The 13,494-nt window shown below is 68.8% G+C and carries 11 protein-coding genes; 9 read left to right on the top strand and 2 right to left on the bottom strand.

What is annotated here, in order from left to right; translation table 11 throughout:
• Positions 1–22: 22 nt before the first annotated feature.
• The 8 genes from EGM71_RS00415 to EGM71_RS00380 are packed head-to-tail and all read left to right on the top strand — an operon-like array spanning position 23 to position 10,712.
• Entirely contained in the window at positions 23–1,657 is a 1,635-nt protein-coding gene (locus EGM71_RS00415) for a TldD/PmbA family protein (RefSeq protein WP_100435612.1), read from the top strand.
• Between the two features lie 21 nt (positions 1,658–1,678).
• Complete coding sequence (locus EGM71_RS00410; RefSeq protein WP_100441104.1) at positions 1,679–3,013, top strand: TldD/PmbA family protein; 1,335 nt, start codon at positions 1,679–1,681, stop codon at positions 3,011–3,013.
• Positions 3,013–3,720: a DUF4159 domain-containing protein gene (locus tag EGM71_RS00405; protein ID WP_188486999.1), complete on the top strand. Its 708-nt coding sequence runs from the start codon at positions 3,013–3,015 to the stop codon at positions 3,718–3,720. The genes EGM71_RS00410 and EGM71_RS00405 overlap by 1 nt, the downstream gene beginning before the upstream one ends.
• Before the next feature lie 16 nt (positions 3,721–3,736).
• Positions 3,737–4,720 (top strand): AAA family ATPase, encoded by a 984-nt coding sequence (locus EGM71_RS00400; protein ID WP_188486997.1) that lies wholly within the window; start codon positions 3,737–3,739, stop codon positions 4,718–4,720.
• A 7-nt stretch (positions 4,721–4,727) separates the two neighbouring features.
• Entirely contained in the window at positions 4,728–5,624 is an 897-nt protein-coding gene (locus EGM71_RS00395) for a DUF58 domain-containing protein (protein WP_188486995.1), read from the top strand.
• A complete protein-coding gene (locus tag EGM71_RS00390) occupies positions 5,621–6,742 on the top strand; it encodes a BatA domain-containing protein (protein WP_188486993.1) in 1,122 nt (373 codons plus the stop codon). The genes EGM71_RS00395 and EGM71_RS00390 overlap by 4 nt, the downstream gene beginning before the upstream one ends.
• Positions 6,739–8,907 carry a hypothetical protein gene (locus EGM71_RS00385; RefSeq protein ID WP_188486991.1) on the top strand — a complete coding sequence of 723 codons (2,169 nt, stop codon included), beginning with the start codon at positions 6,739–6,741 and terminating at the stop codon, positions 8,905–8,907. Before EGM71_RS00390 ends, EGM71_RS00385 begins: the two co-directional genes overlap by 4 nt.
• A complete protein-coding gene (locus EGM71_RS00380) occupies positions 8,904–10,712 on the top strand; it encodes a hypothetical protein (protein ID WP_188486989.1) in 1,809 nt (602 codons plus the stop codon). Before EGM71_RS00385 ends, EGM71_RS00380 begins: the two co-directional genes overlap by 4 nt.
• Positions 10,713–10,811: 99 nt before the next feature.
• Here EGM71_RS00380 and EGM71_RS00375 read toward each other — a convergent pair whose 3' ends face one another.
• Together EGM71_RS00375 and EGM71_RS00370 are read right to left on the bottom strand one after the other, a co-directional pair.
• Positions 10,812–11,486: a hypothetical protein gene (locus EGM71_RS00375; protein ID WP_188486987.1), complete on the bottom strand. Its 675-nt coding sequence runs from the start codon at positions 11,484–11,486 to the stop codon at positions 10,812–10,814.
• 40 nt (positions 11,487–11,526) lie between these two features.
• Complete coding sequence (locus EGM71_RS00370; RefSeq protein WP_188486985.1) at positions 11,527–12,045, bottom strand: hypothetical protein; 519 nt, start codon at positions 12,043–12,045, stop codon at positions 11,527–11,529.
• Positions 12,046–12,283: 238 nt separating this feature from the next.
• On the opposite strand from EGM71_RS00370, the gene EGM71_RS00365 reads away from it, so the two are divergent.
• Positions 12,284–13,492 (top strand): hypothetical protein, encoded by a 1,209-nt coding sequence (locus EGM71_RS00365; RefSeq protein WP_188486983.1) that lies wholly within the window; start codon positions 12,284–12,286, stop codon positions 13,490–13,492.
• Positions 13,493–13,494: the final 2 nt, after the last annotated feature.

Genomic DNA, 13,494 nt, shown 5'->3' with positions numbered 1-13,494 from the left:
TCCTTCGACATGGAGAGCAGCCTTGCAAAGACGTGACTTCCTGGCCCTGACCGGGCTTACCGCGGGCGGGCTGATCGTGCCCTCCTTCTTCGGCAAGGTGATCGCCGCCGAACAGCTGCAGTCCAGCCTCGACCCGGCGCTGAAGAAGCGCCTGGCCGACGCCGCCCTGCAGGCCGCGCGCAGCGCCGGTGCCACCTACTGCGACGTGCGCATCGGCCGCTACCTGCGGCAGTTCGTGATCACCCGCGAGGACAAGGTGCAGAACGTGGTGAACACCGAGTCCACCGGCGTGGGCATCCGCGTGATCGTCAACGGTGCCTGGGGCTTTGCCGCCACCAATGCGCTGGGCACCGCCGACGTGGCCAAGGCCGCACAGCAGGCTGCGGCGATCGCCAAGGCCAATGCCGGCGTGCAGACCGCACCCGTGCAGCTGGCCAAGGCGCCGGGCGTGGGTGAGGTGAGCTGGCGCACACCGATCCGCAAGAATGCGATGGAGGTGCCGATCAAGGACAAGGTCGGCCTGCTGCTGGACGTCAACGCTGCAGCAATGGGTGCCGGTGCCAGCTTCGTCAACTCGATGCTGTTCCTGGTCAACGAGCAGAAGTACTTCGCTTCCACCGATGGTTCCTACATCGACCAGGACGTGCACCGCATCTGGGCGCCGATGACGGTCACCGCCATCGACAAGACCAGCGGCAAGTTCCGCACCCGTTCGGGCCTGTCCTCGCCGATGGGCCTGGGCTACGAGTACCTGGATGGCGCCGCCGCCGGCAAGGTGGTCAGCCCCAATGGCGTGGTCAACTACAGTTCTTCCTACGACATGAAGGAAGACGCCATCGCCGCCGCCAAGCAGGCGCAGGAGAAGCTGAAGGCGCCGTCGGTGAAGCCGGGCAAGTACGATCTGGTGCTCGACCCGTCGCACACCTGGCTGACCATCCACGAGTCGATCGGCCACCCGCTGGAACTGGACCGCGTGCTCGGCTACGAAGCCAACTACGCCGGTACCAGCTTCGCCACCCTGGACAAGCGCGAACAGCATTTCCAGTACGGCAGCGAGCTGGTCAACATCTTCGCCGACAAGACCCAGCAGGGCAGCCTCGGCGCGGTGGCGTACGACGACGAAGGCGTGAAGTGCAAGCGCTGGGACCTGATCAGCAACGGCAAGCTGGTGGACTACCAGACCATCCGCGACCAGGCCCACATCCTCGGCAAGACCGAGTCCGACGGCTGCTGCTATGCCGACTCGTGGTCCAGCGTGCAGTTCCAGCGCATGGCCAACGTGTCGATGGCACCGGGCAAGAAGCCGCTGAGCGTGCCCGACCTGATCAAGGACGTGGAGAACGGCATCTACATCATCGGTGACGGTTCGTTCTCGATCGACCAGCAGCGCTACAACGCGCAGTTCGGCGGCCAGCTGTTCTACGAGATCAAGAACGGCCAGATCACCCGCATGCTGGAAGACGTGGCCTACCAGATCCGCACGCCGGAGTTCTGGAATGCCTGCACCGCCGTGGCCGACGAGCGCGACTACCGCCTGGGCGGTTCGTTCTTCGACGGCAAGGGCCAGCCGGGCCAGGTTTCGGCGGTCTCGCACGGCTCGTCCACCGCGCGCTTCAACGGCATCAACGTCATCAACACCGCACGCAGCCTCGGCTGACCGGTCAGGAGCCCTTACACCATGAGTATCTTCACCGAAGCCCAGGCCAAGGCCATCCTCGACAAGGTCATCGCCCTGTCCAAGGCCGACGAGTGCACCGCCGTGCTGGCAGGCGCGATCAGCGGCAACATCCGTTTCGCGCTGAACAATGTCTCCACCAGCGGCATCGTCGACAACACCGAATTGGCGGTCACCGTCGCCTTCGGCAAGCGCGTCGGCACCGCCTCGATCAACGAGTTCGACGATGCCGCGCTGGAACGCGTGGTGCGCCGTGCCGAAGACCTGGCGCGCCTGGCCCCGGAGAACCCGGAGTTCATGCCGGCCATCGGCAAGCAGAGCTACCGCGCCAGCCCGACCTTCAGCGAATCCACCGCCGCGATCGATCCGGCCTTCCGCGCCAAGGTCGCCGCCGATTCGATCGCCCCGTGCCGTGGCCACGGCCTGATCGCCGCCGGCTTCCTCGAGGACGGCCAGGGCTTCCAGGCCACCGCCAACAGCAACGGCAACTTCGCCTACCAGCGCACCACCAACTTCGATTACACCTGCACCGTGCGCACCGAAGATGGCCGCGGTTCGGGCTGGGTCGGCCGCAACCTGAAGGATGCGGCCGACTTCAAGGCTGACCAGGACATCCGCATCGCCATGCGCAAGGCCACCGAATCGGCCGAAGCCAAGGCGCTGGAGCCGGGCAAGTACACGGTCATCCTGGAGCCGGCTGCGGCCGCAGGCCTGATCAGCTTCATGATGAACTTCTTCAGTGCACGCTCGGCCGATGAAGGCCGCAGCTTCCTGTCGAAGAAGGGCGGTGGCAACAAGCTGGGCGAGCAGGTCTACGACCCGCGCGTGACCATGATCGCCGACCCGTGGCATCCGGATGCACCGGTGCTGCCGTGGGACAACGAAGGCATGCCGCGCGAGCGCATCGCCATCATCGAGAACGGCAAGATCGCCAACCTGGACTACTCGCGTTTCTGGGCACAGAAGCAGGGCAAGACCGCCAAGGCCTCGCCGGGCAACCTGCTGATGAGCGGTGGCGACAAGAGCACCGCCGAGCTGGTGCGCGGCACCCAGAAGGGCATCCTGGTCACCCGTACCTGGTACATCCGCATGGTCGATCCGCAGACCGTGCTGCTGACCGGCCTGACCCGCGACGGCACCTTCTACATCGAGAACGGCCAGATCAAGCACCCGGTGAAGAACTTCCGCTTCAACGAGTCGCCGGTGATCATGCTCAACAACATCGAGGAGCTGGGCAAGCCGGTGCGCGTGGCCGGTGATGAATCCAGCTACGTGATGATGATCCCGCCGATGAAGCTGCGCGATTTCACCTTCACCTCGCTGTCCGACGCCGTCTGATGGATCGCCGGGCCTGCCTGCGCTGGTTGGCCGCTGCCGCTTCGGCGGCGGCGCTGCCAACCTGGGCGCAGTCAGGCCCGCGCAGTTCGCGCTACGACTTCTGGTTCACCCGCCTGCAGTACGACTCCGGTGACTGGGACGTGGACGCGCGCATGCCGTCCAACCTGATCACCTCGCTGATCGATTACACCTCGCTGCGCGTAGACCCGCAGGAACACGTGGTGGCGCTGGCCGACCCGCGCATGCTGGAAGCGCCGTTCTGCTACCTGGCCGGGCACACGCTGGTGGAGTTCAATGCCGCCGAGCGGCAGAACTTCGTGCGCTACGTGCGCAATGGCGGCTTCGTCTTCGTCGACGACTGCAACCACGATATCGACGGCCTGTTCGCCACCTCGTTCGAGGCGCAGATGGGTCGCCTGTTCGGTCCGAAGGCACTGCAGAAGCTGCCCAACAGCCATCCGCTGTACCGCAGTTTCTTCCGCTTCCCCGATGGCCCGCCTGCCACCAGCTTCGAACTCAACGGCTGGGGCGACGACCTGGTGCACGACTACCTGAAGGGCATCGACGTCGACGGCCGCCTGGGTCTGCTGTACAGCAACAAGGACTACGGCTGCGAGTGGGACTACGACTGGCGCAACAAGCGTTTCCTGGCCGAAGACAACACCCGCTTCGGCGTCAACATCGTGATGTACGCGTTGAACAATTGATAGGACCTGCACGCCCATGACCACCCCCGACCTCGATTCCCTGCTGCCGCGCCTGGATGAACTGCGCGCCGCGCTCGCACGCGCCGTGGTGGGCCAGCACACGGTGGTCGAGCAGCTGCTGATCGGCCTGCTGGCCGGCGGCCACTGCCTGCTGGAAGGTGCGCCCGGGCTCGGCAAGACCCTGCTGGTGCGCTCGCTCGGCCAGGCCCTGGAGCTGCAGTTCCGGCGCGTGCAGTTCACCCCCGACCTGATGCCCAGCGACATCCTCGGCACCGAGCTGCTGGAAGAAGACCACGGCACCGGCCATCGCCATTTCCGCTTCCAGCAGGGTCCGATCTTCACCCACCTGCTGTTGGCTGACGAACTCAACCGCACTCCGCCCAAGACCCAGGCCGCACTGCTGGAAGCCATGCAGGAACGCACGGTCAGCTACGCCGGTACCACCTACGCGCTGCCCGCGCCGTTCTTCGTGCTGGCCACGCAGAACCCGATCGAGCAGGCCGGCACCTACCCACTGCCGGAAGCGCAGCTGGACCGCTTCCTGCTGCACGTGCTGGTGGACTATCCCAGCGAGGACGAGGAGCGGCAGATCCTGGAACAGACCACCGGCGGTGCCACCGACGCGGTGCCGAAGGTGATGGATGCCGACGCGGTGATCGCACTGCAGGCCGCAGTACGCCAGGTGCATGTCAGCCCGGATGTGCTGGCCTGGATCACGCGCCTGGTGCGCGCCAGCCGGCCCGGCGAAGGCGCACCGGCGGCCATCAACCAATGGGTGAAGTGGGGCGCCGGCCCGCGCGCCGGGCAGTCGCTGGTACTTGCGGCGAAGGCACGCGCGTTGCTGCAGGGCCGCTTCGCCGCCACCCGCGAGGACGTGCAGGCACTGGCCGCGCCGGTGATGCGCCATCGCCTGCTGCTGTCGTTCGCCGCCGAGGCCGAGCAGAAGCGTGCCGACGACGTGGTCGCCGCCCTGCTGCAGGCCGTGCCGTTCCCGGGTTGATCCACGCGTGAACGCAGGTGCCCCGCTGACGTTGCCACCGGAACTGCGTGCGCGCCTGCGCATGTTGCGGCTGCGGCCGCGCCTGGCCAGCGGTGCCAGTGGCATCGGCCAGCACGCCAGCCGCAGCCGCGGTGCCGGCCTCGAGTTCGCCCAGTACCGTGCCTATGAGCCCGGTGACGAACTGCGCCAGATCGACTGGAAGCTGTACGCCCGCTCGGACCGCTTCTTCGTACGCGAATCCGAGCGCGAAAGCCCGATCACGGTCTGGCTGCTGCTCGATGCCACCGCCTCGGCCGGCCAGGCCGACCGCGCGGCACCACAGCGCACGCGCCTGGATCACATGCGCGGCGTGGCCGCCTGCATGGTTGAACTGGCCCTGCAGCAGGGCGACCGTTTCGGCCTGCTGGCAATCAATGGCGATGGACTGCAACTGGTGCCCGCGGCGAACGGCGCACGCCAGCGGGATCGCGTGCACCTGCAGCTGCATGCCCTGCAGGCGCGCGGCGCCTGGCCTGCGGCCGATCGCCTGCGTCCACTGTGGGAGCGTGTGCGCCCGGGCGACCTGCTGCTGGCGATCGGCGACGGCTTCGACGAAGCCGGCATCGTGTTGCTGGAACAGCTGGCCGGCGCACGCCGCGAAGTGGCACTGCTGCAGATCCTCACCGCCGACGAGCGCGACTTCCCGTTCGATGCCGGCCACCGCTTCCGCGATCCGGAAACCGGCGAGGAACTGCTGGGCGATGGTGCGGCGATCCGCGCCGACTACCTGCAGCGCTTCGCCGACGCACGCAGTGCGCTGCAGTCGCGCCTGCAGGCCAGTGGCATCGCCAGTGCCACCGGCTGGCTCGACCAGCCGCTGGATCAACCACTGCAGGCGCTGTTCGGGCGTGGGGGCGGTGCATGATCCTGCTGTTCCCGTTGGGCCTGGCCGCGCTCGCCGCAGGGCTGTTGCCGCTGTTGATCCACCTCGCCCGGCGCCATCCGTATACGCCGCTGGATTTCGCCGCGCTGCGCTGGCTGCGTGCACAGATCCGTCCGCGCCAGCGCATCCGCTTCGATGACTGGCCGTTGCTGCTGGTGCGCCTGTTGCTGCTGGCGGCATTGGCCTTGCTGCTGGCACGACCTGCGTTGATCGGCCCTGCCCCGGTCCCCACTGCCTGGACGGTAGTGGCTCCCGGACTGGACGCGACCGCACTGCGCGGCACCGCCGAATCGGGCAACTGGCGTTGGCTGGCACCCGGCTTCCCCGCCATCGATCAGGCACCGCCGGCATCCAGCGCATCGCTGCCCAGCCTGCTGCGTGAGCTGGATGCACAGCTGCCCGCGGGCACCGCGTTGACCGTGCACGTTCCCGATCCCCTGCCCGGTCTGGATGGCGCCCGCCTGCAGCTGTCGCGCGAGGCGCAATGGCATACGCAGCCGATGCCGGTCGCACCGCCACAGACTGCAGCGGCACTGCCGCAGCTACGCGTACACGGCGAGGCATCCGCCACAGCCCAGCACTGGTTGAACGCACTGCAGCGCGCGTGGGGCGTGCAGGCACTGCCCTCGCCCTTGGCGGGGGATGCCCTGCCCGAACGCGGCGAGATCGGCGTCTGGAGCCGCAGCGATGCACTGCCGGCGAGATGGCAGACATGGCTGCGCGACGGCGGTCGTGCAGTGAGCGCTGGCAAACCTGCTGCCGGCGCCAGCATCCTGCTGCGCAATGCCGAAGGCACCCCACTGCTGTGGCAGCAACGCATCGGCCACGGCGTCCTGCTGTCACTGCCCGGCGACTGGGATGCCTCAAGCAACGCTGCGCTGCGCGACCCGCAGTTGCCGCGTGCCCTGCTGCTGGCGCTGCAAGCGCCCCCTCCGCCGCGCCTCGGCGATGCACGGGACCAGGCGCCCTATCGATCTGCGCTGCCTGCGGCAACACCGCCGGTGCGGGAGCCAACCCCCTGGTTGCTGCTGACCATCGTGCTGCTGTTCGCGCTGGAGCGCTGGATGGCCAGCAGTAGCCGACGCAGGGTGGCCGCATGAACACCCTGCAGCGCGCCTGGCAACGCGCGCGCCGCCGCCGTGCGCTCATCACCCTGCTGCTGGGCCTGCCGTGGGCGCTGGCCGCGACGACGCTGGCACTGCGCCTGGCGGGCTTCGATATCGCCTGCGTGGTCGGCACGGTCAGCCTGCTCGCCTGCGCAGCGCTCGCCACGGCACGTTCCCGCCAGCTGGACCCGCAGTGGGTGCAGCGCCAGCTCGATGCCGGCGGTACCAGCGAGGACAGTGCCGACCTGCTGTTCGCCGATATCGCAACGCTCAATCCGCTGCAGCAGCGCCAGCGCGCCCATGTGCTGGCCATGTTGGAGCGCACGACACCGGACCTGCGTCCGCGCTGGCCGCGCAGGGCGTTGGCCCTGGGCTGGGTCGCAGGCCTGGCAATCGCCGCGCTGGCATTCGGCTGGCCGCGCTCCAGCCCCGGCTCCGCGCCGGCCCGCACGCCGGCGCATGGCGGCGCGGCTGCTGCGGGTCCGTTGCACCTGCAGTCCACCCGCCTGCGCATCGACGCGCCGGCCTATACCGGCCAGCCCACGCTCACCCAGAACGCACTGGATGCCAAGGTTGCCGCTGACAGCCGGCTGTCGTGGTCGCTGCGCTTCGATCGCGCGCCGGACAAGGCATGGTTGCAGTTCCACGACGGCCGCCGGCTTTCGCTGCGCGAGCAGGATGGACAGTGGCAGGCGCAGGATGTGGCCCGCACGCCTGTGCTGTACCGGGTGGTGAGCGAGCCCGCACTGGCTGAAACCCGCCTGCATCGGCTGGATGTGGTCGCTGACCGCGCGCCCAGCGTGCGCGTGCTGGAGCCGGCCGCGACCCTGGTGCTGGGCACGCCCGGGCAACGCCAGTGGTCGCTGCGCTTCGAAGCCAGCGATGACTACGCCGTGGCCACGCAGGCAACGCTGTCGATCACCGTTACCCAGGGCAGCGGCGAGAACATCACCTTCGTTCGCCGCAGTGTCGGCCTCACCGGCAGCGGCGAAGCGACTGCACGACGTTTCGCGCATACCCTCGACCTGGCTGCGCTCGGCGCGCAGCCCGGCAGCGATGTCATCGCCCAGCTGGAAGTGCGCGACAACCATGCGCCAACACCGCAGAGCGGGCGCAGCAGCAGCGTGATCCTGCGCCTGCCCAGCGCCGAGGTTGCACTCGGTGCGGAACTGGAAGGCCGCATCAAGAAGACCCTGCCCGCCTACTTCCGCAGCCAGCGGCAGATCATCATCGATGCCGAAGCACTGATCCGGCAGCGTCGCAGCCTCGCCGCCGACGACTTCGTGAAACGCAGCGATGCGATCGGCGTCGACCAGCGCATCCTGCGCCTGCGCTATGGCCAGTTCCTGGGCGAAGAAAGCGAAGGCGCACCGAAGCCGCCGCCGACCAGCGACCTGCCCACCAGCGATGCGCCGACCGCAGACAGCCACGACGACGAACACGATCACGACCATGGCGCCGAGGCCGGTGCGCACGACGAGCATGGCCATGATCACGGCGGCAAGGCGGCCAATGCCGATTCGCCGCCCGTATTCGGCAGCGCCACCGATGTGCTGTCGGAGTACGGCCACACCCACGACCATGCCGAGGCCGCGACCCTGCTCGACCCACAGACCCGTGCCACGCTGAAGGCCGCACTGGACCAGATGTGGTCGGCCGAAGGCGAACTGCGCCAGGGCCGTCCGGAGCAGGCGCTGCCGTTCGCCTATAAAGCGCTGGCTTTCATCAAGCAGGTGCAGCAGGCCGAGCGCATCTACCTGGCCCGGGTCGGGCCGGAGCTGCCGCCGATCGATGAAGGCCGCCGGCTGGGCGGCGATCGCGCCGGGCTGGCCAGCCGTGAACTGCCGTTGGCCGCCCGCACCCCGCCCGATCCGGCCATCGTCGAAGCCTGGCAGCGCCTCGGCGATGACACCAGCGTGCCCGACCTCGACGCACTCGCCAGCTGGCAGCAGCGCAATGCCGCCTACCTGTCCGACGCACTCGATCTGGCTGCTGCCATCGAGCAGCTGCGCATCGAACCCGGTTGCCGCGACTGCCGCCAGCGCCTGCGCGCGCAGCTGTGGCGGGCGCTGCAGCGTCCACTGCCGCAGGCGATGCGGCGCAGTGGCGCCGATGCGATGGGCCAGCGCTACCTCGACGCGCTGGAGGCGCAGCCATGACCCCCTCCGGCCTGAATCTGTGGATCGCCCTGGCACTCGCTGTGGTCGTGGCCATCGCCAGCGTGCGCCAGCTGCGTGGAAGCACCCCGCATCGTGGCCGCCGCTGGATCGTGATCGGGCTGCAGGTCATTGCCGCTGCATTGCTGTCCGTCTGCCTGTTCCCTCCCCGCCATCCGCAACCGGCCGCAGGACTGGTGGTACTTGCGGCTGACGCCAACAAGGCCGGCCCGCTACCGGCCAGCGACAGCCCACCGCTGCTGCTGCCGGAAGCGAGCGCTGTGCCCGGCGCACAGCGCGTTCCTGACCTGGCCACCGCGCTGCGCCAGCATCCAGCCGCCACGCTCACCCTGGTCGGTGCCGGCCTGGTCGCACGCGATCGCGATGCGGTCCTGCCACGCGACATGCGTTGGCAGCCGGCAGCACCGCCGCGCGGTTGGGTCGCATTGCAGCCACCGGCCGACGCCGCGCCCGGCGCACGCTTCGAGGTACAGGCGCAGGCGCGCGGCGTTGCCGGGGCAAAGGCGGAGCTGCTGGACCCGGCCGACAGCGTGGTCGATCGCACGGATGTTGCCGAAGACGGCCACGTTCAGTTGAGTGGCATCACCCGCGCCGAAGGCCGCAGCGTGTTCCAGCTGCGCCTGCTTGATGCCGACGGTCATGTGGTGGACAGCGCACCGGTGCCGCAGCAGACCCTGCCGGCGGCACCGCTGCGCCTGATGGTGCGTGCCAGCGCGCCGGGGCCCGAACTGAAGTACCTGCGCCGCTGGGCCGCCGATGCCGGCATCCGTGTGCAGGTGCAGGCAGATACCGGCGCCGGCGTGAGCGTCGGCGACGGTGCCTTGCCGCTGGATGCGGCGTCACTGGCGCGCAGCGATCTGCTGCTGCTGGACGAGCGCAGCCTGGCGGCATTGAGTGCAGGCCAGCTGGCCGCCGTGCGCCAGGCGCTGCGTGAGGGACTGGGCGTGCTGGTACGCAGTGCCGGCGCACCCTCGGCCAGCGCGCGCCAGCGCCTGCACGATCTGGGCCTGCCGGTGCAGGGCGATGGCAGCAGCCACGTCCTCGACCTTCGCGGCGACGGCGAAAGCGTGATCCTCGCCGCACGGCGTGGCCCACTCGCCGCAGGTACGCTGCCAACCGGCTACGGCGAAGAGGCGGACCGCAGCTCACACAGCGCGGCCCTGCCCACGCTGGAAGCAGTGGCGCTGCAGGCGCCGGGCAGCAATGCGCTGCTGCATGATCGCGCTGGCAGGGCTGTCGGCGGCTGGCGCGGTACCGGCAAGGGCCGCATCGGCCAGCTACCCATCACCGACAGCTGGCGCTGGGTGCTGGCCGGGCGCGATGATCGACACGGTGAACTCTGGAGCGGTGTGGTTGCCACACTGGCGCGAGCACAGGACAGCAGTGATGCGCTGTGGTCGCCACAGCCGATCAGCTGGGCGGGCGAACGGCAGGCACTGTGCGGCGTGCAGGCGCCACTGCAGGTATTCAACGCGCGCGGCGACGGCACGCCGCTGATCGTCGATGGCGCGACGTCAGCCCTGCGCTGCGCCGGCTGGTGGCCGCGTGAGGCGGGCTGGCAGCGCCTGCAGCAGGCTGACACGACCGTCTGGCGCTATGTGTTCGACCCTGCCGATGCACCTGCACTGCATCGGCAGGCGATGATCGATGCGACTACACGCGTACTGGCGACCAGTGCACCGGCGAACGCGTCGGTGATGCAGCTCGTGCCGGGATCGCGCTGGCCGTGGTGGCTGGCGTTCGTGCTCTGCGCATCGCTGCTGTGGTGGCTGGAGCGGCGGCGCTGACCCTACTGATCGGATCGCGAATGGCATCCACGCATGGCGTGGATCTACTGACCGGTTGGCCGGGTAGATGCCAACCTTGGTTGGCGCCTTTCCACGGGGTCAACGCGTGCCCGCGCGCCGGTACACGCCATTGAAGCGCACGTTCATGCCACCGCATTCGCTGTTGTCGGCCACGATCAGCACGTCGCCCAGCGAATGCACGCGCACCCGGCACGTGTCCTCGACGAACTCGACGTCGGCGCCGTGCGGCGTCGCACGCGCTTCCACCTGGCCCATGTTCGGGCCGTACGGGCGCTGTTCCGGCGTGGGGTTGGCAGAGGGCCAATAAGCGTCGCCGTCCACCAGCAGCTGCCCGCCACGCACAGTGATGCGCAGGCCGTTGTCGCCATCCTTCCAGTCGCCCGCCCAGTCCTGCAGCGTTGGCACGGCCGCCGGCAACGGCTGCAGCTTGCTGCGGTCGACCCAGCCGGCGCTGCCACCCACCTTGTTCGGGAAGAACGCGCAGCGGTAACGACCCAGATCGCGACCGGTCACCACCGTATCGCCGTTGACCACATAGCTGCGCTGGCGGCAGGCCGGTTCGCCCTTGGCAGGGCAGCCGTCCATGTCGCCGAGCAGATACAGGCGCGGCGCATCGACCACGCGTGCCAGCGCGAACTGGCTCTGTTCGGAGGGGAACGCGCCATTGCGGCAGGCGCCATCCCCGGCGATGCCGGAAGCAAAGGCGGACGCGGGCAGCAATGCAGCCAGCAGGCAGAACGAACGCAGGAACATGGCAGCGCTACCGGTTGAGGAACCGGCAGGATATACCGGCCTACTTCACCGGCGGTGCGCCGCAGCCCTGCTGCTCCTGGCAGAACTGCAACGCCCGCCGCTGCTGTTCAGCGCTCAGCTCCGGCGGTGGCCGGGCAATGGCGGACTGGATCTGGTCGGGGCCGCCGGTGAGCTTGTTCAACCCTCGGCCCGCCGCCAACACGCCCTTGACCACGCCCATCATGATGTAGCCGCCGCCCATGCTGACCTGCTCTGGCGACGGCGGCTCGCTCCAGTCGCGGCTGAAGCGGTTGTCGCCGAACTTCACCGGGTTCTTGAAGCGGTACAGGTCCAGCGGTTCGTCATCGGGCTTGAGTGCACGCACTTCGCCGAGGGTGGTGACGTTGTCCTGCGGCAAGGTGGTGGAGACCGGTGCGGTGGTTGCAGCCGGCGCATCTGCGGGGGGAACGGGCGCAGGATCGGGCGCCGCTGTCGGCGTGGCCTGCTGTGCCTGCGCGATGCCCGCCAGCAGCATGCTGGCCAGGAGTGCTCCCTGCGTTCCACGTCGTGCCACAGCCATCCACCCTGTTGGTTGCGTCCAGCGCTCAAGGATACGGATGCCGGCTTCAGATTTCGTTGTGGCCTGCGCCGGTGTTCAGCTTCCATCGGCGCACCCTGCGTGGTGGCCCCGACGGTGATCTGCAACTACTTGCATTCCCCTTGCAGGCAGAAAAACCCAGTCTGCGGACTACCCTGCATCCGCTGCCGATGAAGCCCATGCCGCTCCCCTCCCGTCTTCCACGCCACGGCCGTTGCTGATGTCGCCGGCACTGGCGTTGGTCCTGGTATTCCTGCTGGCCCCGATGGTGCTGGTCGCCCACGCCGAATGGGCGTCACGCCGCAGGCGGGCCTTTGCCGAGCTGCGCCGGCAGCCACCTTGCCGGGTGCTCAGCGACGACGAAAACGCGGCCCTGGCGGTGGTGCGCGCATTGACCGGTTGCGCCCACGACCACCAGGTCCGCGTGGTGTCCGGTGCATTCGGCAATGCCTCGCTGTTCGGTGCGCGTGCGATCAATCATGCCGACCTGGGGGAGATCGCGGTCCTGCTGCCCTTCGATGCCTGGCGCCACATCGCCACCGACAATCGCGCCGAGGTGGTACTGGCCGATGGCATGGCCCTGGTCGTGCGCCTGAACGGCTTCCATATCGTCGGCGCTCAGCGGCGTGCCGCTCGCACCACTGCAGCCGAAGAGGCCCCTTTCGAACCCCTGGTCCTGCGGCCCCGGCGGCACCGGGTGCATTCGCTGGCACCCAGTGAAGTACTTGGCATGCGAATGGAGAATGCTGCGGAAGTCCGTCTTCGCCGCCACCGGCCGCCGCGCTGGACGGGACTGCTGGTGGCATTGCTCGCCCTCGGTGCTGCGGTCGCCCTGCATGACGACTCACCGTTCTGGTTGCAGCTGCTGCTGTGCAGTCCACTGCTTGCGATCGCCGCGCTTGCGTTCTGGTTGGCGCGGCCGCGACGGCACGGGCCAGCGGCGCCGCAGCGTGTCCTGCAGGTCCGCGGCAGGCTCGCCGACTTCGCGCTCCACCCACAGCATCCGCCGTTGTGGCTGATCGGCAGTGACCGGCGCATTGAACTGCCGGCAGAGTGGCTGGGCAGCGGGCACTTCGTCAGCGGCAGATGCATACGGCTGGACGTGCGCGAGAGCGACGGCGTCGTACTGGGCGCGGGACCGCATTGGTCCCGCGTGGAGGACCACCTCCACCATCCGCCCAGCGGCGCGCTGTGGCCACTGGCCTGGCTGGGGATGATGCTGGTGGTGCTGTTGTTCGGCTGGACAAGCTCGGACCTGATCAGCGATGCGGGCGCTGCGCGTGCGGACGCGTGGCGGCTGTGGTGGCTGCTGGCCCTGGCCATCACGCTGTGGCAGCCCATCCGCGTCGTGCGCAGGACACGGCATGCGCTGCGTCGGACGGCCCTGTACTCCGCTGCACTGGCCGAACGGCCGCCGCCAGCGCACTGAAC

It is taken from the genome of Stenotrophomonas maltophilia (assembly GCF_006970445.1).
Classification (GTDB): Bacteria; Pseudomonadota; Gammaproteobacteria; order Xanthomonadales; family Xanthomonadaceae; genus Stenotrophomonas; species Stenotrophomonas maltophilia_AU.
Note: the sequence above shows the minus strand (reverse complement) of the source record. Positions and strands in the feature narration are given on the sequence as shown.